The sequence below is a fragment of the Promicromonospora thailandica genome (assembly GCF_024171955.1).
Taxonomy (GTDB): domain Bacteria; phylum Actinomycetota; class Actinomycetes; order Actinomycetales; family Cellulomonadaceae; genus Promicromonospora; species Promicromonospora thailandica.
On sequence record NZ_JAMTCS010000003.1, the window covers coordinates 303,494 to 326,146 of the forward strand.

The 22,653-nt window shown below is 72.4% G+C and carries 19 protein-coding genes; all 19 read left to right on the top strand.

All coding sequences use genetic code 11. The features are described 5' to 3' along the window. Nucleotides 1-10 precede the first annotated feature (10 nt). The 19 genes from APR03_RS06695 to APR03_RS06785 all read left to right on the top strand — a co-directional run bounded on the left by APR03_RS06695 (nt 11) and on the right by APR03_RS06785 (nt 22,622). Complete coding sequence (locus APR03_RS06695; protein WP_253833885.1) at nt 11-1,588, top strand: UDP-N-acetylmuramoyl-L-alanyl-D-glutamate--2,6-diaminopimelate ligase; 1,578 nt, start codon at nt 11-13, stop codon at nt 1,586-1,588. A gap of 81 nt (nt 1,589-1,669) precedes the next feature. Beyond that, complete coding sequence (locus APR03_RS06700; RefSeq protein ID WP_253833887.1) at nt 1,670-3,115, top strand: UDP-N-acetylmuramoyl-tripeptide--D-alanyl-D-alanine ligase; 1,446 nt, start codon at nt 1,670-1,672, stop codon at nt 3,113-3,115. Further along, complete coding sequence (gene mraY / locus APR03_RS06705; RefSeq protein WP_253833889.1) at nt 3,112-4,194, top strand: phospho-N-acetylmuramoyl-pentapeptide-transferase; 1,083 nt, start codon at nt 3,112-3,114, stop codon at nt 4,192-4,194. Before APR03_RS06700 ends, mraY begins: the two co-directional genes overlap by 4 nt. After that, complete coding sequence (murD, locus tag APR03_RS06710; protein WP_253833890.1) at nt 4,191-5,708, top strand: UDP-N-acetylmuramoyl-L-alanine--D-glutamate ligase; 1,518 nt, start codon at nt 4,191-4,193, stop codon at nt 5,706-5,708. The genes mraY and murD overlap by 4 nt, the downstream gene beginning before the upstream one ends. Continuing rightward, on the top strand, nt 5,674-6,906 hold the full coding sequence (locus tag APR03_RS06715; RefSeq protein WP_253833892.1) for an FtsW/RodA/SpoVE family cell cycle protein: 1,233 nt from the start codon (nt 5,674-5,676) through the stop codon (nt 6,904-6,906). The genes murD and APR03_RS06715 overlap by 35 nt, the downstream gene beginning before the upstream one ends. 94 nt (nt 6,907-7,000) lie before the next feature. Then, nucleotides 7,001-8,161, top strand: a complete 1,161-nt coding sequence (gene murG, locus APR03_RS06720) for an undecaprenyldiphospho-muramoylpentapeptide beta-N-acetylglucosaminyltransferase (RefSeq protein WP_253833894.1) — start codon at nt 7,001-7,003, stop codon at nt 8,159-8,161. Next, nucleotides 8,158-9,663, top strand: coding sequence for a UDP-N-acetylmuramate--L-alanine ligase (gene murC, locus APR03_RS06725; protein ID WP_253833895.1), 1,506 nt, complete (start codon nt 8,158-8,160; stop codon nt 9,661-9,663). The genes murG and murC overlap by 4 nt, the downstream gene beginning before the upstream one ends. Nucleotides 9,664-9,758: 95 nt before the next feature. Next, nucleotides 9,759-10,727, top strand: a complete 969-nt coding sequence (locus tag APR03_RS06730; protein WP_253833896.1) for a cell division protein FtsQ/DivIB — start codon at nt 9,759-9,761, stop codon at nt 10,725-10,727. Between the two features lie 272 nt (nt 10,728-10,999). Beyond that, nucleotides 11,000-12,328: a cell division protein FtsZ gene (gene ftsZ, locus APR03_RS06735; protein WP_253833897.1), complete on the top strand. Its 1,329-nt coding sequence runs from the start codon at nt 11,000-11,002 to the stop codon at nt 12,326-12,328. Between the two features lie 34 nt (nt 12,329-12,362). Next, nucleotides 12,363-13,157 carry a peptidoglycan editing factor PgeF gene (gene pgeF, locus APR03_RS06740; RefSeq protein ID WP_253833898.1) on the top strand — a complete coding sequence of 265 codons (795 nt, stop codon included), beginning with the start codon at nt 12,363-12,365 and terminating at the stop codon, nt 13,155-13,157. Nucleotides 13,158-13,423: 266 nt separating this feature from the next. Continuing rightward, the gene (locus tag APR03_RS06745; protein WP_253833899.1) at nt 13,424-13,894 is read left to right on the top strand and encodes a cell division protein SepF; all 471 of its coding nucleotides are present in this window, start codon (nt 13,424-13,426) and stop codon (nt 13,892-13,894) included. Between the two features lie 147 nt (nt 13,895-14,041). Next, nucleotides 14,042-14,338 carry a YggT family protein gene (locus APR03_RS06750; protein ID WP_253833900.1) on the top strand — a complete coding sequence of 99 codons (297 nt, stop codon included), beginning with the start codon at nt 14,042-14,044 and terminating at the stop codon, nt 14,336-14,338. A gap of 277 nt (nt 14,339-14,615) precedes the next feature. After that, complete coding sequence (locus APR03_RS06755) at nt 14,616-15,257, top strand: DivIVA domain-containing protein (protein ID WP_253833902.1); 642 nt, start codon at nt 14,616-14,618, stop codon at nt 15,255-15,257. Between the two features lie 189 nt (nt 15,258-15,446). After that, nucleotides 15,447-15,914 carry a TraR/DksA family transcriptional regulator gene (locus tag APR03_RS06760; protein ID WP_253833904.1) on the top strand — a complete coding sequence of 156 codons (468 nt, stop codon included), beginning with the start codon at nt 15,447-15,449 and terminating at the stop codon, nt 15,912-15,914. Nucleotides 15,915-16,201: 287 nt separating this feature from the next. Then, nucleotides 16,202-16,732: a hypothetical protein gene (locus tag APR03_RS06765; protein WP_253833906.1), complete on the top strand. Its 531-nt coding sequence runs from the start codon at nt 16,202-16,204 to the stop codon at nt 16,730-16,732. A gap of 152 nt (nt 16,733-16,884) precedes the next feature. Then, nucleotides 16,885-17,571, top strand: a complete 687-nt coding sequence (locus APR03_RS06770; RefSeq protein ID WP_253833908.1) for a signal peptidase II — start codon at nt 16,885-16,887, stop codon at nt 17,569-17,571. Then, nucleotides 17,571-18,500 (top strand): RluA family pseudouridine synthase, encoded by a 930-nt coding sequence (locus APR03_RS06775; protein ID WP_253833910.1) that lies wholly within the window; start codon nt 17,571-17,573, stop codon nt 18,498-18,500. The genes APR03_RS06770 and APR03_RS06775 overlap by 1 nt, the downstream gene beginning before the upstream one ends. Nucleotides 18,501-18,561: 61 nt before the next feature. Then, nucleotides 18,562-22,098 (top strand): DNA polymerase III subunit alpha, encoded by a 3,537-nt coding sequence (gene dnaE / locus APR03_RS06780; protein WP_253833913.1) that lies wholly within the window; start codon nt 18,562-18,564, stop codon nt 22,096-22,098. Then, nucleotides 22,095-22,622: an NUDIX hydrolase gene (locus APR03_RS06785; RefSeq protein ID WP_253833915.1), complete on the top strand. Its 528-nt coding sequence runs from the start codon at nt 22,095-22,097 to the stop codon at nt 22,620-22,622. The genes dnaE and APR03_RS06785 overlap by 4 nt, the downstream gene beginning before the upstream one ends. Nucleotides 22,623-22,653 lie beyond the last annotated feature (31 nt).

Below are 22,653 nucleotides of genomic sequence, written 5' to 3' on the forward strand. Positions count from 1 at the left end.
GTTCTTCTCCGTGACATCCCCGTTCGACCGGATCCGCCCGGCGGCCACCACAGCGCGCCAGGTCGCGGACCTCGCCGTCGCGTTCGGCCTCACCATCGCGCCAGGTCAGCCCGCAGACGCCGCCGTCACGTGCGTGGCCTCGGACAACCGGGTGATCCGGCCGGGAGACCTGTTCGTGGCGCTGCCCGGCGCCCGTGCGCACGGCGCGCAGTTCGCCGCCGACGCCGTCGGCCGGGGCGCCACCGCCGTCCTCACGGACGCGCGCGGCCTGGAGTTCGCCGAAGGGCTCGGAGTGCCGGTGCTCGTCGCCGACGACCCCCGCGCCGTCCTCGGCTCGGTCGCCGCCTGGGTGCTCGGCAACCCCGCCGACGACCTCATGACGTTCGGCGTCACCGGCACCAACGGCAAGACCACCACGACCTACCAGCTCGACCACCTGCTGCGCGCCCTGGGCTGGACCGGCGGGCTCATCGGCACCGTCGAGACCCGCTCCGGCGACCGCGTGATCGCCAGCACCCTGACCACGCCCGAGGCCGCCGACCTGCAGGCCCTCCTGGCCGCCATGCGCGAGGACCACGTGCGCACCCTGGCCATGGAGGTCTCCTCGCACGCCCTGGCGCAGCACCGCGTCGACGGCATCGTCTTCGGCGTGGCCGGGTTCACCAACCTGACCCAGGACCACCTCGACTTCCACGGCGACTTCGAGTCGTACTTCGCCACCAAGGCCGAGCTGTTCACGCCCGCCCGGGCCCGCCGCGGCGTCGTCACGATCGACGACACCTGGGGCGAGCGCATGGCGGCCGAGGCCCGGATCCCCGTCGCCACGCTGACCACGCTCCCCGGCAAGCAGGCCGACTGGACCGTCACCGACGTCGCGCCGTCCGGCACCGGGTCCGCCTTCACGCTGACGCACCGCGACGGCCGCACCCTGCGCACCTCGACGTCGCTGCCCGGCGCCTACAACGTCGCCAACGCCGCGCTCGCCGTGACCATGGTGCTCGAGGGCGGCTGCGACGTCCGCGACGTGTCCGAGGCGCTCGCGGCCGCCGACGGGCTGAGCGCCACGGTGCCCGGCCGGATGGAGGTGCTCGCCACCGCGCCGCGCGTGGTCGTGGACTTCGCGCACAACACCGAAGCCCTGGAGCTCGCCCTGGCCGCGCTGCGCCCGACGACGTCCGGCCGGCTCGCCGTCGTGTTCGGCGCCACGGGGGACCGCGACCCGGGCAAGCGACCCTTCATGGGAGCGGCGGCGGTCCGCGGGGCCGACGTCGTCTACGTCACGGACGACGATCCGCACGACGAGGACCCGGCCAAGGTGCGGGCGGAGGTGCTCGCGGGGGCGAGCCCCGACGGCGCGCCGGGCACGGTCGTCACGGAGGCGGGCGGCGCGGACTCGCGTACCGTGGAGGTCCACGAGGTCGCCCCGCGCGCGGACGCCGTCCGCGCGGCCATCCTCGCGGCCGGCGTGGACGACACGGTGCTCGTCGCGGGCCGCGGCCACGAGACGATCCAGGAGATCGCGGGCGTGGACCACGTGCTCGACGACCGCGTCGAGGCCCGCGCGGCCCTCGCGGCCCGCACGGCCTAGTGCCACCGCGCACCGCAGGACCCGAGCGACTGACAGCACCACCCCAGCAGGATGCCCCAGGCAGGAGAGGACGACAGAGGCATGATCGAGCTGACTGCGGCGCAGGTCGCCGCAGCCACCGGCGGGCGGCTGCACGCCGACCCGGACGTCACGGTCTCGGGGGCGGTGATCATCGACTCGCGCCAGGCCGGGCCGGGCGCGCTCTTCGTGGCCCTGCCGGGGGAGCGGGTGGACGGCCACGACTTCGCGGCGCGGGCCGTCGAGGCCGGTGCCACGCTGGTGCTCGCGCAGCGTGAGCTGGACGGTCTGCCGACCGTCGTGGTGGACGACACGCAGGCCGCCCTCGGTGACCTCGCGCGCCGCGTCCTCGCGACGGTCCGCGACGCCGTCGGCGGCGACCTCCGGGTCGTGGGCATCACCGGGTCGGTGGGCAAGACCACGACGAAGGACCTCCTGGGCCAGCTCCTGACCCCCGAGGCCGGCGACACCGAGGGCGCGATCATCGTCCCCTCCGGCTCGTTCAACAACGAGATCGGCCTGCCGCTGACCGTCCTGCGGGTCACCCCCGCCACGCGGTTCCTCGTGCTGGAGATGGGCGCGGACGGCGTCGGCAACATCGCCTACCTCACGGGCATCGCGCCGCCCGACGTCGGCGTCGTGCTCCGGGTCGGCGTCGCGCACATCGGCCCCTTCGGCGGGGTCGAGGCCATCGCGAAGACCAAGGGCGAGATGGTCGAGGGCGTCGTCGAGGGTGGCACCGTGGTGCTGAACGCCGACGACCAGCGCGTCGCGGCGATGGCCGACCGGGCCGCACCGGGCACCGTGCTGCGCACCTTCGGCACCATCCCGTCGGCGGACGTGCGCGCCGAGGACGTCACGGTCGACGCCGCAGGCCGCGCGAGCTTCACGCTCCGCGTCGTGGGCGGCGGCGACATCGGCGAGCAGCACGCCCAGGTCGCCCTGAGCCTGGTGGGCCCGCACCACGTGACCAACGCGCTCGCCGCGGCGACCGTGGCGCTGCGCCTCGGCGTCGCGATCGGCGACGTGGCGCAGCGGCTCTCGGCCGCCACGCCGCGCAGCCCGCACCGCATGGCCGTGACCGAGCGGCCCGACGGCGTGACCGTCGTCGACGACGCGTACAACGCGAACCCGGACTCGATGAAGGCCGGGCTGCGCACCCTCGCCGTGCTGGCCGGCCGGACGCGCCGGTCGGTGGCGGTCCTGGGGGAGATGCGTGAGCTCGGTGACGGCGCGCGCGCCGCGCACGACGAGATCGGCCGGCTCGTGGTACGGCTGAACATCAAGCAGCTCGTCGTCGTCGGCGAGGGCGCGTACCACATCCACGAGGGGGCCATGCAGGAGGGCTCCTGGGGGTCGGAGTCGGTGTACGTGCCCGACCTCGACTCCGCCAAGACACTGCTGGACGAGCTGCTCGAGCCCGGCGACGTCGTGCTCGTGAAGTCGTCGCTCGGCTCCGGGCTGTGGCAGCTCGGGGACCACCTGACCAACAAGGACAACAACAAGTGATCGCGATCCTGGTCAGCGCCGCGGTGGCGCTGCTCGTCGCCCTGCTGGGCACTCCGGTCTTCATCCGGTTCCTCGTCCACAAGAACTACGGCCAGTTCGTGCGCGAGGACGGTCCCACGGGCCACTTCACCAAGCGCGGTACGCCGACCATGGGCGGCGTCGTCATGATCGGGGCCACCCTGGTCGGCGTGGCGGCCTCGATGCTCGTGTCGCAGCGTCTGCCGAGCGTGTCGGCGCTGCTGGCGCTGTACCTCATGGCGGGCCTCGGCCTGGTCGGGTTCCTCGACGACTTCACGAAGATCCGCAAGCAGCGGTCGCTGGGCCTGACGCCGCGCGCCAAGCTGATCGGCCAGGGCGTGGTCGGCATCTCGTTCGCGGTGCTCGCGCTGCAGTTCCCCAACGGGAACTCGCGCACGCCCGCGTCGACGAAGATCTCGTTCCTGCGCGACACCGAGTTCGACCTGGCGTTCGCCGGGGTCACGGTGGGCCTGATCCTGTTCGTCATCTGGGCCAACCTGCTCGTCTCGGCGTGGTCCAACGCGGTGAACCTGACCGACGGCCTGGACGGCCTGGCCACCGGCGTCTCGATCATCACGTTCGGCGCCTACGTGCTGGTGGGCATCTGGCAGCTCAACCAGTCGTGCCAGTACCTGGCCACGGCGGGCCCGCGCTGCTACGAGGTGCGCGACCCGCAGGACCTGGCCATCGTCGCGGCGGCGGTCACGGGCGCGTGCGTCGGCTTCCTCTGGTGGAACGCCAACCCCGCCAAGATCTTCATGGGTGACACCGGCTCGCTCGCCCTGGGCGGCGCGCTGGCCGGCCTGTCGATCCTGAGCCGCACCGAGCTGCTCGCGGTGCTCCTGGGCGGCATGTTCGTGCTCATCGTCTCCTCCGTGGTGATCCAGGTGAGCTTCTTCAAGATGACCGGCAGGCGCGTGTTCAAGATGGCGCCGCTGCAGCACCACTTCGAGCTGTCCGGATGGGGCGAGGTCACGATCGTCATCCGGTTCTGGCTCATCGCCGGCCTGCTCGCGGGCCTGGGCATGGGCATCTTCTACGCCGAGTGGGTCGCGTCGTGACGCAGGAGCCGGGCACCGACACGCACGGCACGGTCGAGCCGCGCGTCCCGCTGGCCGCGGCCCGCGTGGTCCTCGCGGGCCTCGGCGTGACGGGCCGCGCGCTGCGCGGCGTCCTGGAGCCGCGCGTGGCCGACCTGGTCACGGTCGACGACCGCGCCGCGGACGCCGACCACGGCGCGCTCGACGCCGCCGCCGCGGCCGCGGTGCTCGCCGAGGCGGACCTGCTCGTGGCCTCCCCGGGCTTCCCCCCGCACCACCCCGTGGTCGCCGCCGCGCTGGCCGCCGGGGTGCCCGTGTGGAGCGAGGTCGAGCTGGCCTGGCGGCTGCGCGTCGACCGCCTCGGCTCCGGCGCCCCGGCCCCGTGGCTGGGCGTCACCGGCTCCAACGGCAAGACCACCACCGTCGAGATGCTCGCGGCGATCCTGCGCGCCGCGGGCCTGCGCACCGCCGCCGTCGGCAACGTGGGCCGCTCGCTCGTCGAGGCGGCGCTCGACCCGGCGCTCGACGTCCTCGCCGTGGAGCTGTCCAGCTTCCAGCTGCACTTCACCCACACCGTGTCGCTGCAGGCGGCCGCCGTGCTCAACGTGGCCGCCGACCACCTCGACTGGCACGGCTCGATGGACGCCTACGCGCGCGACAAGGGCCGCATCTACGAGCGGGCCCAGGTGGCCTGCGTCTACAACGTGGCCGACCCGCGCACCGAGGAGCTCGTGCGCGAGGCCGACGTGGTCGAGGGCGCGCGCGCCGTCGGCTTCGCCGTGGGCAGCCCGAGCCCCGGCGACCTCGGCCTGGTCGACGACGTGCTCGTGGACCGCGCCTTCCACGCCCCGGCCGACGACCCCGACCGGCGGCGCAGCGCCGCCGAGCTCGGCACCCTCGCGGACCTCGCCCGGCTCGGCGACCACGCCGGCGTCGTGCCCACGCACATCGTGGCCGACGCCCTGGCGGCGGCCGCCCTGGCGCGTGCGCACGGCGTGCCCGCCGCCGCCGTCCGCGACGGCCTGCGGTCCTTCGGCCCGAGCGAGCACCGCATCGAGCGCATCGCCCAGGCGGACGGGGTCACGTACGTCAACGACTCGAAGGCCACCAACGCGCACTCCGCGGCGGCGTCCCTGGCCGGGTTCGCGCACGGCACCGTCGTCTGGATCGCGGGCGGCCTGGCCAAGGGCGCCACGTTCGACGACCTGGTGTCCTCGCGCGCGGACCGCATGCGGGCCGCCGTCGTGATCGGCGCGGACCCCGGCCCGCTGGCCGACACGCTGGCCCGACACGCCCCGAAGGTCCCGGTCGTCGTGATAGATCCCGGTGACACTGAGACCGTGATGCGTCGGGCGGTCGCCGCCGCGCGGGACCTGGCACAGCCGGGCGACACCGTGCTGCTGGCCCCGGCCGGGGCGTCGCAGGACCAGTTCGTCTCGTACGCCCAGCGCGGCCAGGAGTTCGCCCGGGTGGTGCGGGAGCTCACAGGAGGGACCACCGATGGCCACGACGGGAACGAGCCGCCGCGCTCCTGAGCGTTCGTGGCTGGGCCAGTGGAACTCCAACGTCTCCAGCTACTACCTGCTGGTGGGTGCCACGGGCCTGCTGACCGTGATCGGCCTGATCATGGTGCTGTCCAGCTCCACCGTGACCTCCATCGCCGAGGGTGAGTCGCCGTACGCCGCGTTCCTCGTCCAGGCGCAGTACGCGCTGATGGGGCTGCCCGTGCTGCTGGTCGCCGCGCACCTGCCCGTGCGCTGGTACAAGCGGCTCGCCGCACCCGCGCTCCTGGTCGCGCTCGGGCTGCTGGTCGCCGTGATCTTCCTGGGCTCCGTCCGCAACGGGCAGCAGAACTGGCTCGTCCTGGGCCCGCTGTCGTTCCAGCCGTCCGAGCTGGCCAAGCTCGCGCTCGCCGTCTGGCTCGGCACCGTGCTGGGGCGCAAGCAGGCGCTGCTGGGGAGCTGGTCGCACGCGATCATGCCCGCCGTGCCGGGCGCGGTCGCGGTCATGGGCCTGGTCCTGGCGGGCGGCGACCTGGGCACGGCCCTCGTCATGGCCCTCCTGGTGGTCGGCGCCTTCCTGGTCGCGGGCGTCCCGTGGTCCCTGCTGGGGCTCGGCAGCGCGATCGCGGCCTTCGTGGTGGGCTACGTGTTCATCCTGCAGCAGGACTCCGGCGACCGGCTGCAGCGCATCCTGGCCACCTACGGCGCCCAGTGCGACGTGGCCTCGGAGTGCTACCAGTCCCTGCACGGCCTGTGGGGGCTCGGCACGGGCGGGCTGTGGGGCGTGGGCCTGGGCGGCAGCCGCGAGAAGTGGAGCTACCTGCCCGAGGCCCACAACGACTTCATCTTCGCGGTCATCGGCGAGGAGCTCGGGCTCTTCGGCACAGTGCTCGTGCTGGCGCTGTTCGCGGTGCTCGGCCTGGCCACCAGCCGCGTGATCCGGCGGCACACCGACCCGTTCGTCAAGGTGACCACCGCCGCCGTCGCGTGCTGGATCGTGGGCCAGGCGTTCATCAACATCGGCGTGGTGATCGGCCTGCTGCCGGTGATCGGCGTCCCGCTGCCCCTGGTCTCGGCCGGCGGTTCGGCCCTGATCACCACGATGGCCGCGCTCGGCATGCTGATCTCGTTCGCGCGGACCGAGCCGGGGGCTGCCAAGGCGCTCGCTGCACGCGGTAGCGTCGTCCGCAAGTCACTGGCCGTGCTGGGCGGCGCGGTCCGGAGACGGTAGAAATGTGCACGGTGGTCTGACTTGTGGCGGCGATCCGTCACGGCGGCCGCTTCGAACCGCCCGGACGGCACGTCCGGGCGACGACGAGAAGGTGATGATGAGCTCAGCAGTGGTGTCGGTGGTGCTCGCCGGCGGCGGTACCGCCGGACACGTGAACCCCTTGCTCGCGGTGGCCGACGAGGTGCGCCTGCGCCGGCCCGACGCGCGCGTGCTCGCGCTCGGGACCACGACTGGCCTGGAGGCCGACCTGGTGCCCGCGCGCGGCTACGAGCTGCGGCCCATCCCGCGTGTGCCGATGCCGCGCCGGCCGAGCGCCGACCTGCTGCGCCTGCCCGGCCGCCTGACGTCCGCCGTCCGCGCTGCCGAGGACGCGATCGACGAGATCGGCGCGCAGGCGGTGATCGGCTTCGGCGGCTACGTGGCCACGCCGGCGTACCTCGCCGCGAAGCGCAAGGGCGTGCCGATCGTGATCCACGAGCAGAACGCCCGGCCCGGTTTGGCCAACAAGCTCGGCGCCCGCTGGGCGGCCCGCGTCGGCCTCACCTTCCCGGGGACGCCGCTGCGCGGCGGCACCCTGACGGGCCTGCCGCTGCGGCAGGCCATCGCGGGCCTCGTGCGGGAGCGCGAGGCCGACGCCGCGGGCGTGCGCGCCCGGGCCGCCGCAGAGCTGGGCCTCGACGCCGCGCTGCCCACGCTCGTCGTCACGGGCGGCTCGTCCGGCGCGCTGAACGTGAACCGGGCCGTGTCGGGCGCCGCGGCCGACGTGCTGGCCACGGGCGCGCAGGTGCTGCACCTGACCGGCCGCGGCAAGAGCGACGAGGTGCGTGAGACGCTCGCCGCCGCGGGCGTCGGGCCCGAGCGCTACCAGGTGCGCGAGTACCTGGAGCAGATGGAGCTCGCCTACGCGGTGGCCGACCTCGTCGTGTGCCGGTCCGGCGCCGGCTCGGTGGCCGAGCACGCCGCGCTCGGCGTCCCCGCCGTCTACGTGCCCCTGCCCATCGGCAACGGGGAGCAGCGGCTCAACGCGCTGCCGCTGGTCGAGGCGGGCGGCGGCGTGCTGGTGGACGACGCGGAGCTGACGCCCGCCTGGGTGTCGCGAGAGGTCCCCACGCTGCTCGCGGACCGCGAGCGGCTCGGTGTCATGGCGAAGGCCGCCCGGTCGGCCGGCACCACCGACGGCGCGGCGCGCGTCGTCGATCTCGTCGAGCAAGCCGTACGGTCAGCAGGTACCGACACCACGGAGGTCAGGTCATGAGCACCACGGTCACGGATCAGACGACGGACAGTGTCGCCCGGCTCGGACGCGTCCACATGATCGGCATCGGCGGCGCGGGCATGTCCGTCGTCGCGCGCCTGCTGGCGGGCCGTGGCGTCGCGGTGCAGGGTTCGGACGCCGCCGGGTCGGACACGCTGGAGGCCCTGCGGTCCGAGGGCGTCCAGGTGTGGGTCGGGCACGACCCGGCGCACCTGGCGGGCGTCGACACCGTGGTGATCTCCAGCGCCGTGCACGAGGAGAACCCCGAGCTGGCCGCGGCCCGGGCCCGCCGGCTGAACGTGCTGCACCGCTCGCAGGCCCTGGCCGCCCTCATGGAGGGCTCGCGCGGCGTGGCCGTCGCGGGCGCGCACGGCAAGACGACGACGTCGGCCATGATCGCGACCATCCTGCGCGAGGCGGGCCTCGACCCGTCCTACGCGATCGGCTCCACGGTGCGCACCGCGGACGGTGCGACCCCGGGCGGCCACCTGGGCACGTCCGACGTGCTCGTGGCGGAGGCCGACGAGTCGGACGGCTCGTTCCTCAACTACACGCCCACCATCGCCGTGGTGACCAACGTCGAGGCCGACCACCTGGACCACTACGGCACGCCCGAGGCGTTCAACGGCGCGTTCATCCGGTTCGCCCGCCGCCTGGTGCCCGAGGGCTGGCTCATCGCGTGCGCCGACGACGAGGGCTCGCTCTCCGTGGGCGCCACCATCTGCGCCACGGGCGGCCACGTCATCACCTACGGCACCGACGCGACCGCGCGCGTGCGCGTCACGGACATCTCCACGACGCCCGAGGGCACGACGGCGGTGCTGCGCGGCGACGTGCTCGGCACCAACGAGCAGGTGGCCGACGGCGCGGGCGTGTCCGGCGACGTGCCGGGCATCCCGATGCGGCTGGCCGTCCCCGGCAAGCACAACGTGCTCAACGCGACCGCCGCGGTCATCGCGGCGGTGAAGCTGGGCGTCGACCCGCGCCAGGCCGTCGCGGGCGTCGAGGCGTTCGCGGGCACGGGCCGCCGCTTCGAGGACAAGGGCACCGCCGCGGGCGTGCGTGTGATCGACGACTACGCGCACCACCCCACGGAGATCCGTGCCGTCGTCACGGCCGCCCGTGAGATCGCCGACGGCGGGCGCGTGCTCGTGCTGTTCCAGCCGCACCTGTACTCGCGCACCAAGGCCTTCGCCGAGGCCTTCGCGAGCGAGCTGTCCGCCGCCGACGAGGTGGTGGTCACGGACGTCTACGGTGCACGTGAGGAACATGACCCGTCGGTCACGCCCCGCACCATCGTCGACCGCATGACCGACCACGGCTCCGCGTACGCCGTCCCGGACCGGCTCGACGCCGCGCACGCGATCGCCGACCTCGCCCGCCCGGGCGACGTGGTGCTCACGGTGGGCGCGGGCGACGTGACCCAGCTCGGCCCCGCCGTCCTGGCCCGGCTCAACGGTCGCGTGGCGACCGGCTCGGCCACGGGGCTGGGCGAGGACTGATGCGTCCGCCCGCGCGCCCTCGCGCGGCGGGCACGGCACGGCCGCGCCCCGCAGGCCAGGGTGCTGGTGCTGCTGGTGCCGGCGCACGACAGGACGTGGGGCACGCCGCGGAGCCGGCCGCCCCGTCCGGGCGGGCCGCCGCTCCCGCGGGCCGGGGCCGTGCGGCGCTCCCGGTCGAGGACCGGCGGGCGGACGCCGAGGCGCAGGCCCTGCGGTTTCCCGCGGGGCGGGCCTCCGCCCGGCCGGCCGCCGGGCCCGCCGCGCGGCCCGCCGCCCGGCCCGCTGACGAGGTGCCGGGTCGGGACGGTGCTCGGGACGGTGTCGTGTCGGACCGCCTCGCCGACCGCCTCGCCGAGCGCACGGCGATGGCCCGCCACCGGTTCTGGCGCCGGCTCGGCGGCACGGTCGCGACGGTGGCGGTGCTCGCGGGCCTCGGGTGGGCGGCGTTCTTCTCGCCGCTGCTCGCGCTGGACCCGGACCAGGTGCGGATCACGGGTCAGGGCACGACGGTCGACGTCGAGCAGGTGCGCGACGCCGTGACGGCCGAGGCCGGCGTGCCGTTGCCGCGGCTGGACACGGTGGGCCTGCGCGAGGAGATCCTCGGGCTGAACGCCGTCAAGAACGTGCGGATCGAGCGGGTGTGGCCCGACGGCCTGGCGGTCACGCTCACGTCCCGCGAGCCCGTCGCGGCGGTGCCCGAGTCCGGTGGCCGGTTCGCGCTCATGGACGCCGACGGCGTACGGGTCGCCACCGCGAAGGAGGTCCCGGAGGGCCTGCCGTCCATCGTGGTCTCCCTGTCCGACGGCGACGTCGGGCACCGCGCCATGGACGCGGCCCTCGCCGTGCTCGGCGCCCTGCCGGCGAGGCTCGCGTCCGACATCAGCACGGTCAGCGCGGCCACGCAGGACGACGTCCGCACCACGCTGTCCGACGGGCGGGTCATCCGGTGGGGGAGCGGGGACGACGTCGAGCTCAAGACCCGGGTGGCGCAGGCGCTGCTCCGTGCGGAGCCGTCCGCCCGGACGATCGACGTGTCGTCGCCGGCGCTGCCGGTCACGAACTGATCGTCGCAGGTCGGAGCGTTGCAGGGGACCTCTCGGCACATTCGGGGCGGGTTCCCGACGCGGCCCGCGTCGCTGGCGGCGGAAATCACACGCATGTGATTTGCTGCGTGCATCGGAGTGCGACACGCGCGACGATGTCTTCGACACACCTCGACGGCGCACCTACCGTCGAACTCAGCAGCAACCTGACATAACTCTAACCCTCTACCTCAACCTGAGACTTTGGGAGGGACGAGAGTCGGGACTCGGGACCCGAATCGAAAGGCGACGACGTGGCAACTCCGCAGAACTACCTGGCAGTGATCAAGGTGGTCGGCATCGGCGGCGGTGGTGTGAACGCCGTCAACCGCATGATCGAGGTCGGCCTCAAGGGCGTCGAGTTCATCGCGATCAACACCGACGCGCAGGCGCTCCTCATGTCGGACGCCGACGTGAAGCTGGACGTGGGCCGCGAGCTCACGCGTGGCCTCGGCGCCGGCGCGGACCCCGAGGTGGGCAAGAAGGCCGCCGAGGACCACGCCGAGGAGATCGAGGACGTGCTGCGCGGCGCCGACATGGTCTTCGTGACCGCGGGCGAGGGCGGCGGCACCGGCACGGGCGGTGCCCCGGTCGTGGCGCGCATCGCCCGCTCGCTCGGCGCGCTGACCGTCGGCGTGGTGACGCGCCCGTTCACGTTCGAGGGCCGCCGTCGTGCGGTGCAGGCCGAGAGCGGCATCGAGAACCTCCGCGACGAGGTCGACACGCTGATCGTCATCCCGAACGACCGGCTCCTGTCGATGTCGGACCGGAACGTCTCCGCGATCGCGGCGTTCCACTCGGCCGACCAGGTGCTGCACTCCGGTGTGCAGGGCATCACCGACCTCATCACCACGCCGGGCCTGATCAACCTCGACTTCGCCGACGTCAAGTCCGTCATGCAGGGCGCGGGCTCCGCGCTCATGGGCATCGGCTCGGCCCGGGGCGAGGACCGCGCGGTGCAGGCGGCCGAGCTGGCCATCTCGTCGCCGCTCCTGGAGGCGTCGATCGACGGCGCCCACGGTGTGCTGCTCTCCATCCAGGGTGGCAGCGACCTCGGTCTGTTCGAGGTGCACGAGGCGGCGCGCCTGGTGCAGGAGGCCGCGCACCCCGAGGCGAACATCATCTTCGGTACGGTCATCGACGACGCCCTGGGCGACGAGGTGCGGGTCACCGTCATCGCGGCGGGCTTCGACGGCGGCCTGCCCAAGGAGCGCAAGGACAACCGTGCCCTCGGCCAGGTCGCCGGCGCGGGCACGCGCAGCCCGGCGACGGCTCCCGTCCCGCTGCCCGACGTGTCGGACGCGGCGCGCCGTGCCCCCGAGCAGCCGGGCGTCAACGGCATGCCGCCGTCGGTCCCGCCGGCGCACCCGGCTCCTGTCTCGACGCTGCCCCGCGTGATCGACGACGAGACGTCGGACGACGTGCCGCGCACGCTGGACGAGCCGGCCGTCGTGGTGCAGGGCTCGTTCAACCGGCAGGAGGTCGGCCGCGAGCAGGGCGAGCGCGTCGAGGTCCCGCCGCTCTACGAGGAGAACCCCCGCCGCAACGCCGAGGACCTGGACGTCCCCGACTTCCTGAAGTGATCCGCGGCTCGGACCGGCCGGTACGCTCGCACCCGTGAGCGACTCCCGGAGCCTCCCCGGCGTGCACCCCGTCGACCTCGGCGACGGGGTGCGCGCCTTCTTCACGTCGGGGGCGGGTGGCGTCTCGCCGGCGCCCTGGTCCACGGCGGCGGACGGCGGCGGCCTCAACCTCGGCCTCAACGTGACTGACGACCCGGCGCGGGTCGCGGCCAACCGGTCGCGCGTCGCGGGGCGGCTCGGAGCGCCGGTCGCGTACGCGACGCAGGTGCACGGTGACACGGTGCTCGAGCTCGGCGCCGCCGAGCGGGACCGCTGGGCCGGCGAGCACCCGCCGGCGACGGCGGGGGAGGGCGACGCCCTGGTCACCGCCGAGCCGGGTCTCGGGCTGGCGGTCCTGGTCGCCGACTGCGTGCCCGTGCTGCTGGCCGACCCGGTGGCGCGCGTGGTCGGCGTGGCGCACGCCGGCCGGCAGGGGCTCCTGGCCGGCGTGGTGCACCGGGCCCTCGACACGCTCGTTGCGCGCGGCGCCGACCTCGCGCGCGTACGCGCCGCCGTCGGCCCCGCGGTGTGCGGGCTGTGCTACGAGGTGCCCGCCGCGATGCGGGACGAGGTGGGCCGCGCCGTACCCGAGACGGTCGCGACGACCCGGGCAAAGACGCCGGGCCTCGACCTGCCCGCCGGGGTGGTCGCGCAGCTCTCCGCTCGGGGCGTCGGGGCGGTGCGCGTGCCGCGCTGCACGCTGGAGGATCACGCCCTGTTCTCGCACCGCAGAGCCACCGCGGCCGCTACCACAACCGGTCGCCAGGCCGGCATCATCGCGCTCATTTGACGGCCTCGTGCCCTGCTCCGGGCCGGGGCGACACGCCGACGACAACCCTCTGACCTGCGAAATCACACGGATGTCGTTTTTAGCGAGCGTTCGCTGAACAACTTTGGCAAAGTTGTTCGCGGCACGGCGTGTCGCACTTCCGGGTCGGATTGCGTCGGGCTACTTTTGTCAAGGCGATCCCGACGAGGGGTCAAGGCCGGACCTGTTGAACGGCCCAGCTGGACCGACAGAAGGACGCACAGCAGGCGACGAACGGAGAGAGAGCGATGGCCGGAGCGCTTCGCAAGACCATGCTGTATCTGGGCCTCGCCGACGATCAGGGCGAGCAGGAGTACCTCGACGACTACGACGAGGGCCTGGAGGAGAACGTGGAGGACCACCGGCACGCACAGGTCACGCCGTTGCACCGCGACGGTGTGCCGCGCGAGGCCCTGTCCTCTTCCGACCTGCGCCGCATCACGACGGTGCACCCCCGGTCGTACAACGACGCACGGAGCATCGGCGAGGCCTTCCGCGCCGGGACTCCCGTCATCATGAACCTCTCCGACATGGACGACGCGGACGCCAAGCGCCTGGTCGACTTCTCCGCGGGGCTCATCTTCGGTCTGCACGGTTCGATCGAGCGGGTGACCAACAAGGTCTTCCTGCTCTCGCCCGAGCACGTGGAGATCGCCGCGGAGGAGCACGTCTCCCCGGACAAGCCGAACGGGCGCGGCGGGTTCTACAACCAGAGCTGACCTGACACGAGACCTGGGCGGAGGGCGGTCGCTACGGCGGACGCCCTCCGCTCACGTCTGTCCGCGCCCTGCTGCCTGCCGTTCTGCTCGCCCCTCGTCCGTGGCGGCTCATGTGTTCCGGGGTCGGAACGCGTTAGGTTGTGCCTTGTGACTTTGATCCTGCAGTTCATCGGCTTCCTGCTGTGGCTCTTCATCCTGTTCCTCATCGGGCGGCTCGTCTTCGACTGGGTGCAGTTCTTTGCCCGGGACTGGCGCCCGCGTGGTGTTCTGCTCGTCATCGCCGAGGCGGTGTACACGGTGACCGACCCGCCGCTGCGGTTCCTGCGCCGGCTCATCCCGCCGCTCCGGCTGGGTCAGATCCAGCTGGACCTCGCCTTCATCGTGCTGTTCTTCGGGGCCTCGCTGCTCTCCTCGCTCGTCGGGAGGTGGGCCCTGTACGTCTGAGCCGACGCCCCCTGCGGGCGAAAAAGTGGTGGAGATGTGCCGGTTTGCAGGCTGATCGGTGCGTGCCCCACGGACCAAGGCCACACAACCGATTACCTATGCATGGATCCAGGCTGGGGTGAGGCGGCACACTCTGTGAGGAAATCGTGCCCGGGGGTGCTCCCGGTGTCCGGCGCCGATCTCGTCCGCTACCGTGGGTTGCGGCGAAGGGCGCGCGGCTGGGCAGCGCCGACGTCCGAGACCAGCGTTCCTACGTTCTAACTTTCGAGGTGACACGATGGCACTGCTCACTGCAGAGGACATCCTCAACAAGAAGTTCTCCGCGACGAAGTTCCGCGAGGGCTACGACGTCGAGGAGGTCGACGACTTCCTGGACGAGGTCGTGCGGACCCTGACCAACGTCCAGGAGGAGAACGAGGGCCTGCGGCAGAAGGTCGCGGCCGCCGAGCGCCGGATCGCGGAGCTGTCGCGCAACGAGGCCGCCGCCCCGGGTCGCGCGCAGGCCGCGCCGGTCGCCGCGCCCGTGATGCAGCCCGGTGCTGCCGGTGGCAAGGCGGGCGGCCCCGAGCCGGAGTCCGCGACCGGGATGCTCCAGCTGGCGCAGAAGCTGCACGACGACTACGTGCGCTCGGGCCAGGAGGAGGGCGACCGTCTCATCGCCGAGGCCAAGACGGAGGGTGCGCGCATCGTGCGCGACGCCGAGGAGACCTCGCACCGCACGCTGTCCCAGCTCGAGCAGGAGCGTTCGCTGCTGGAGCGCAAGATCGACGAGCTGCGCCTCTTCGAGCGCGACTACCGCACCCGCCTGAAGAGCTTCCTGCAGAACCTGCTCGGTGACCTCGACGCCCGCGGCTCGGCCCTGCCGCCGCGCAACAACCAGCAGTCCGGCCGCCCGGCCGAGATGGCCCAGGGCATCTGACGACGCAGGGCATCTGACGACGCGCGCGGCGGCCGGCGTCCCCACCTCGCCGACCGGTCGCCGCGCGCGACACGCGGGACCCACCCATCATTGGGGGCACGCCACATCGGCGTGCCCCGTTGTGCGTTTGCCTCCTTGTGCTTACGCTTCGTGGACTTGACCACCGGGGGCGACCGCGAAGGGGAACCCATGACCAAGATCTCGACTGCCACACGAGCCGCGATCAAGCAAGAGTTCCCGAACCTGGCGCGCGACGTGAAGAAGTTCCCCGTCCGCGCGGGCGAAGAACCCTGGACCTTGCGCGAGGCCGAGGAGCTGGCCGCGCTCCTGCTCGAGGACAAGGAGCGGCTGGAGCGCGAGCTGCACGTCGCCGACCGCGAGCTGTCGGAGCTGCTGCGCAACTCCGGCGACGGCGCCGGCGACGACCAGGCCGACTACGGGTCCAGCGCGCTCGAGCGCGAGCAGGAGCTCACGCTCGTCAACAACATGCGCGACCTGCTCGAGCAGACGAACCACGCGCTCGACCGCATCCGCAAGGGCACCTACGCCACGTGCGAGATGACCGACCTGCCGATCGGCAAGGCGCGCCTGCAGGCGTTCCCCCGGGCCACCCTGTCGGTGGAGGCGAAGGCTCGCGAGGAGCGCCGCGGGGCCTGACGGCCGCGTCGCCCCGGGGTGCGCCGAGGGAGATCCCGAACCGATATCAATGCTGTGATGTCTGGGTGAGGGGTATTCCTGCCGAAATGGCGCCGGAGTTCGGTCCTGGAATGTCGTTTTTCGGGTTGAGTGTGCCTTCTTTCGTTCCGATTGACAGGGTGAATTTCTCGCCTGATGCTCGTCGAGGTGAATCTCACGCGTGTGATTCATTGCAGTTACGACGAGCTATTCAAGGGGGAGACACAATGATCCGAGGAATCCGTGCAACCTGCCGTGCAGGGGCAGCCGTGGTGATGTCGGCCGGTCTGGTCGTCGCCGCGGCGTCGGGTGCCAGCGCGATGGTGCAGGGCGACGCGCCCGAGGCGATCAGCGCACCCGTCACCGGCAGCGCGACGGACGCGGCCGCCCACGCGGCGGACGTGCTCGGCACCACGAGCCCGCTGGGCGTGGTCGGCGTCGACGGCGCCCTGGACGTGCTCGAGGGCTACGGCACCACCGAGGCGCCGGTGGGCGTCGACGGTGCGATGGTCCCCGAGGAGGTCGCCACCGCCGGTGAGGTCGTCGAGATCCAGAGCGACGGCAGCTTCAACGCCCTGAACGACGTGTGCGTCGCACCGTGGTACTGGGAGGGCCCGGGCAACGTGGGCAGCACCGCCAACGTGACCGACTACGCGGCCTGCAACGACGGCGACGCCGAGCTCGGTGGCGACGGTTCGGTCAACATCCTGAACAACGTCTGCGTCGCGCCGTGGCACTGGGACGGCCCGCTGAACCTGTTCAACACGGGTAACTTCACCACCTACGCGGCCTGCAACTGATCGCAGACCCGTCGGCTTCCGCCGTGCGGTGACACGGTGGCGGTGAGACACCTGGCGAGGCCCTTTCCCGGTTTTCCGGGAAAGGGCCTCGCCGCTTTTGCCGTGGTCGTGGATGGTGCCCGGCACGTCGGCGGCGTGGGAGACTTTGCGTGATGTCTACTCCCGCTGAACCTTCCGCCGTGGCCGGCGACGCGACCGGTCCCGCGCCCGCCACGAACCCGTCGTCCGGCAGCCGTGCCCTCGTCGTGTGGACCGGCGCGCTGGCGGCCCTCGTCCTGGCCGTGGACCAGCTCACCAAGTGGTGGGCCGAGTCGGCCCTCGTCCCGAACGCGCCCACGATCCCGGTCGTGGGCGACCTGCTCGGCATCCGGCTGATCTACAACCCCGGCGCCGCGCTGTCGATCGCGTCGGGCTACACGTGGATCCTCACCATCGTCGTCACGGTCGTCGTGGTGTTCATCGTCCGCGCGATCGGGCGGCTCGGCTCGCGCGGCTGGGCCGCGGCGCTGGGCCTGCTCCTCGGCGGCGCGGTCGGCAACCTCGTGGACCGCCTCGCGCGCGAGCCCGGGTTCGCGCGCGGACACGTGGTGGACTTCATCGACTACGCGGGCTTCTTCGTGGGCAACGTGGCCGACATCGCCGTCGTCGCGGCCGCGGTCCTCATCGCGCTGCTGTCGCTGCGCGGCATCGGCCTCGACGGCCGCAGGCACACGGACGAGCGGCAGGGCGGCGAGACGTCGGACGGGGCCGGGTCGGACGGGGCCGGGTCGGACGGGACTGCGTCGGACGCGGCGGCCGGCAGCGCGCCGTCGGACGGCGACCGCGGCGAGACCGCCTGATGGCGCTGCGGACCCTGCCCGTCCCGGACGGGCTCGCCGGCGACCGCGTCGACGCGGCCCTGGCCCGCATGCTCGGCTTCTCCCGCACACGGGCGGCCGAGCTGGCGGAGTCCGGCGCCGTGTCGCTCGACGGGCGCCCCGTGGGCAAGTCGGACCGCGTGGTCGCGGGCGGCTGGCTCGAGGTGGACGTCCCGGAGGAGCGGCCCGCGGCCGAGGTGGTGCCCGAGCCGGTGCCCGGCATGGGCATCGTGTACGACGACGACGACCTGGTCGTGATCGACAAGCCGGTCGGCGTCGCGGCGCACCCCTCGCCGGGCTGGACCGGCCCCACGGTCGTGGGCGCGCTGCTCGCGGCGGGCTACCGCGTGTCGACGTCGGGCGCGGCGGAGCGGCAGGGCATCGTGCACCGGCTCGACGTCGGCACGTCCGGGCTCATGGTCGTGGCGAAGTCGGAGCCCGCGTACACGGGGCTCAAACGGGCCTTCAAGGAGCGCACGGTCGACAAGGTCTACCACGCGCTCGCCCAGGGGCACCCGGACCCGACGACCGGCACGATCGACGCCCCGATCGGGCGGCACCCGAGCTCGGACTGGAAGTTCGCGGTGACTGCCGACGGCAAGCCGTCGGTCACGCACTACGAGACGCTGGAGATGCTGCCGGCCGCGTCGCTGCTGGAGGTGCACCTGGAGACCGGGCGCACCCACCAGATCCGCGTCCATCTCGCCGCCCTGCGGCACCCGCTCGTGGGCGACCTCACCTACGGCGCGGACCCCGTGCTGGCCTCCAAGGTGGGACTGACCCGGCAGTGGCTGCACGCGCACCGGCTGGGCTTCGAGCACCCCGTCACGGGGCGCTGGGTCGAGGTCGAGTCGGCGTACCCGGCCGATCTCGAGGCGGCTCTGGAGGTCGTGCGCGGGGCGTACCGGTGATGTGATCTTCCGCTCGGCGTTTGCTCTCGGTCGTGTCGGTGGTGCGTTCTAGACTCGCCGCATGCCCACCGCCACGAAGGACGACTTCGTCCACCTCCACGTCCACACCGAGTTCTCGATGCTGGACGGCGCGGCCCGGATCGGCGACCTCATGGAGGAGGTCGCGCGGCAGGGGCAGCACGCGATCGCGACCACCGACCACGGGTACCTGTTCGGCGCGCACGAGTTCTGGGCGCAGGCGCAGAAGGCGGGCATCAAACCGATCATCGGGGTCGAGGCGTACGTCACCCCGGGCACGAGCCGGTTCGACCAGACCCGGGTGCGCTACGGCGAGGCGGGCCAGGAGTCGGACGACGTCTCGGCGCGCGGTGCGTACACGCACATGACGCTGCTGAGCAAGAACAACACCGGCATGCACAACCTGTTCCGGGCGTCCTCCCTGGCCTCGCTGGAGGGCCAGATGGGCAAGTGGCCCCGGATGGACCGGGAGCTGCTGGAGAAGTACTCCGACGGGCTGATCGCGACCACGGGCTGCCCGTCGGGCGAGATCCAGACGCGGCTGCGGCTCGGGCAGTGGGACGAGGCGGTCCGCCAGGCGGGCGAGCTGCAGGACATCTTCGGCAAGGAGAACTACTACGTCGAGCTGATGGACCACGGGCTCGACATCGAGACCCGGGTCACCAAGGAGCTCCTGGAGCTGGCCAAGACCATCGGCGCTCGCCTGGTGGCCACGAACGACCTGCACTACGTGCGCGAGGAGGACGCGACCAGCCAGGAGGCGCTGCTCGCGATCAACTCGGGCTCGACGCTGGACGACCCGAACCGCTTCAAGTTCGACGGCACCGGCTACTACGTGAAGTCCGCGGCCGAGATGCGCCGCATCTTCAAGGAGCTGCCCGAGGCGTGCGACAGCACCCTGCTCATCGCCGAGCAGTGCGAGGTCTCGTTCGACACCTCGGCCAACTACATGCCGCGCTTCCCCGTGCCGGACGGCGAGGACGAGATCTCGTGGTTCGTCAAGGAGGTCGAGGCGGGCCTGCTGCGGCGCTACCCGGACGGCTACTCGGACGCGGTGCGCAAGCAGGCCGACTACGAGGTCGAGGTCATCATCCAGATGGGCTTCCCGGGGTACTTCCTCGTGGTCGCCGACTTCATCAACTGGTCCAAGAAGCAGGGCATCCGCGTGGGACCGGGCCGTGGCTCGGCCGCCGGGTCGATGGTGTCCTACCTCATGGGCATCACCGAGCTCGACCCGCTGGAGCACGGGCTCATCTTCGAGCGCTTCCTCAACCCGGAGCGCGTGTCCATGCCCGACGTCGACGTCGACTTCGACGAACGTCGTCGCGGCGAGGCCATCCGGTACGTCACCGAGAAGTACGGTGACGACCGCGTGGCGCAGATCGTCACCTACGGCACCATCAAGGCCAAGCAGGCCATCAAGGACTCCTCGCGCCTGCTCGGCTTCCCCTTCGCCATGGGGGAGAAGCTGACCAAGGCGATGCCGCCTGCCGTCATGGGCAAGGACATCCCGCTGTCGGGCATCTTCGACCCGAAGCACCCGCGGTACCCCGAGGCGTCCGAGTTCCGCCAGGTGCACGACACCGACCCCGAGGCGCAGCGCGTGGTCGAGCTCGCCCGCGGTATCGAGGGCCTGAAGCGGCAGTGGGGCGTGCACGCCGCCGGCGTCATCATGTCGAGCGACCCGCTGATCGACATCATCCCGATCATGAAGCGCCCGCAGGACGGCGCGATCATCACGCAGTTCGACTACCCGACGTCCGAGGGCCTCGGCCTGATCAAGATGGACTTCCTGGGCCTGCGCAACCTCACGATCCTCGACGACGCGCTCGAGAACATCGTGATGAACGGCAAGGACCCGGTCGACATCGAGAACGTCGCCCTGGACGACAAGCCCACCTACGACCTGCTCGCCAGCGGCAACACGCTCGGCGTGTTCCAGCTCGACGGCGGCGCGATGCGGTCCCTGCTGCGGCAGATGCGGCCCGACAACTTCGAGGACGTCTCCGCCGTCATCGCCCTGTACCGGCCCGGGCCGATGGGCATGAACTCGCACATCAACTACGCGCTGCGCAAGAACGGCCAGCAGCAGATCGAGGCCATCCACCCCGAGGTCGTCGAGCCGTTCGCGGAGATCCTGGACGAGACCTACGGCCTCATCGTCTACCAGGAGCAGGTGCAGCGCGCCGCCCAGATCATGGCCGGCTACTCGCTCGGACAGGCCGACCTGCTGCGCCGCGCCATGGGCAAGAAGAAGCCCGAGGTGCTGGCCAAGGAGTACGTCAACTTCGAGAAGGGCGCCAAGGAGAAGGGGTACAGCGCCGGCGCGATCAAGGCGGTGTGGGACACCCTGGTCCCGTTCGCCGGCTACGCGTTCAACAAGGCGCACTCCGCGGGCTACGGCCTCGTCGCCTACTGGACCGCCTACCTCAAGGCCAACTACCCGGCCGAGTACATGGCGGGCCTGCTGCAGTCGGTGGGCGACAACAAGGACAAGATGGCGCTCTACCTCAACGAGTGCCGTCGCATGGGCATCACGGTGCTGCCGCCGGACGTCAACGACTCCTCCGCCAAGTTCACCGCCGTGGGCGGCGACATCCGTTTCGGCCTGACCGGTGTGCGGAACGTGGGCCGCAACGTGGTGGACGCGATCGTCGAGGCGCGCGAGGCCAAGGGCGCCTTCACGTCCTTCCAGGACTTCCTCGACAAGGTGCCCGCCCCGGTCTGCAACAAGCGCACCATCGAGTCGCTCATCAAGGCGGGCGCCTTCGACTCGCTCGGGCACACGCGGCGCTCGCTGCTCGTGGTGCACGAGCAGGCGGTCGACTCGGTGATCAGCGTCAAGCGCAAGGAGGCCGAGGGCCAGTTCGACCTCTTCGCCGACTTCGGCGGGGACGACGACGCGGGCATGGGCTTCTCGGTCGAGGTGCCGGACCTGCCGGACTGGGAGAAGAAGCAGAAGCTCCAGTTCGAGCGCGAGATGCTCGGCCTGTACGTGAGCGACCACCCGCTGTCCGGCCTGGAGCACGTGCTGCAGCGTGCCGCCGACACCTCGATCGCGTCGCTGCTGGCCGACGAGCACCGCCCGGAGAACTCGGTGGTGACCGTCGCGGGCCTGCTCACCTCGGTGCAGCGCAAGATGAGCAAGAACGGCAACCCGTGGGCGGCCGTGACGGTCGAGGACCTGGAGGGCGCCGTCGAGGTCATGTTCTTCGGCGAGACGTACCTGGCCTACTCGACGATGCTCGCCGAGGACCAGGTGGTCGTGCTGCGCGGCAAGGTGCGCCGACGGGACGAGTCGATGTCGCTGCAGGCCATGGAGGTGGCCCTGCCGGACATCACCGTCGGCTCCGACTCGCCGCTGGCCGTGACCGTGCCGCACACCCGCGCGATCGAGCCCACCATGGTGCGGCTGCGCGAGGTGCTCGCGACCCATCCGGGGTCCGCGGAGGTGCACATCGCCGTGGCGGAGCCGGGCAAGAAGACCATCGTGCGGGCCGCCGACACGCTGCGGGTCGAGAAGTCCCCGGCCCTGTTCGGCGACCTCAAGGCGCTGCTCGGCCAGGGCTGCCTGTCGTGACCGACGCCGGTACCGCGGGCTCACCCGCCGCGACCGACCGCTACCGCGAGGGCGACCACGAGCGCTTCGCCCTGGTGCCCGCCGCCTACCTGTTCCTCCGGCGCGAGGGTCAGGTGCTGCTCCAGCTGCGGCAGGGCACGGGCTACCGCGACGGCTTCTGGGCGTGCGCGGCCGCGGGGCACGTCGAGGAGGGGGAGTCGGCCATCGCCGCGGCCGTCCGGGAAGCCCGCGAGGAGCTCGGCGTGGAGGTCGCGCCGGACGACGTGCGGCCGCTGACGGTGCTGCACCGCGGCGAGCCGGGCGGCCCCGCGATCGAGCAGCGGGTCGACTTCATGTTCGAGGCCTCCCGCTGGACGGGCACGCCAACCATCCAGGAGCCCGAGAAGGCGGCGGACCTGGCCTGGTTCCCGTTCGTCGCGCTACCGGAACCGCTCGTCCCGCACGAGGCGGCGGTGCTGCGCGCCCTGCACGACGCGGGCCGCCACGGCACCGAGATGCCGCGCCTCCTCACGCTCGGCTTCTGACCCGCGACGCTTCTGATCTCACAACGTGTCA

Excerpts from the sequence above, each read along its gene's own strand:
- APR03_RS06700 (WP_253833887.1), top strand. The coding sequence starts at position 1,670 with ATGATCGAGCTGACTGCGGCGCAGGTCGCCGCAGCCACCGGCGGGCGG.
- APR03_RS06715 (WP_253833892.1), top strand. The coding sequence starts at position 5,674 with ATGGCCACGACGGGAACGAGCCGCCGCGCTCCTGAGCGTTCGTGGCTG.
- murG (WP_253833894.1), top strand. The coding sequence starts at position 7,001 with ATGATGAGCTCAGCAGTGGTGTCGGTGGTGCTCGCCGGCGGCGGTACC.
- murC (WP_253833895.1), top strand. The coding sequence starts at position 8,158 with ATGAGCACCACGGTCACGGATCAGACGACGGACAGTGTCGCCCGGCTC.
- APR03_RS06745 (WP_253833899.1), top strand. The coding sequence starts at position 13,424 with ATGGCCGGAGCGCTTCGCAAGACCATGCTGTATCTGGGCCTCGCCGAC.
- APR03_RS06755 (WP_253833902.1), top strand. The coding sequence starts at position 14,616 with ATGGCACTGCTCACTGCAGAGGACATCCTCAACAAGAAGTTCTCCGCG.
- APR03_RS06760 (WP_253833904.1), top strand. The coding sequence starts at position 15,447 with ATGACCAAGATCTCGACTGCCACACGAGCCGCGATCAAGCAAGAGTTC.
- APR03_RS06770 (WP_253833908.1), top strand. The coding sequence starts at position 16,885 with ATGTCTACTCCCGCTGAACCTTCCGCCGTGGCCGGCGACGCGACCGGT.
- APR03_RS06775 (WP_253833910.1), top strand. The coding sequence starts at position 17,571 with ATGGCGCTGCGGACCCTGCCCGTCCCGGACGGGCTCGCCGGCGACCGC.
- dnaE (WP_253833913.1), top strand. The coding sequence starts at position 18,562 with ATGCCCACCGCCACGAAGGACGACTTCGTCCACCTCCACGTCCACACC.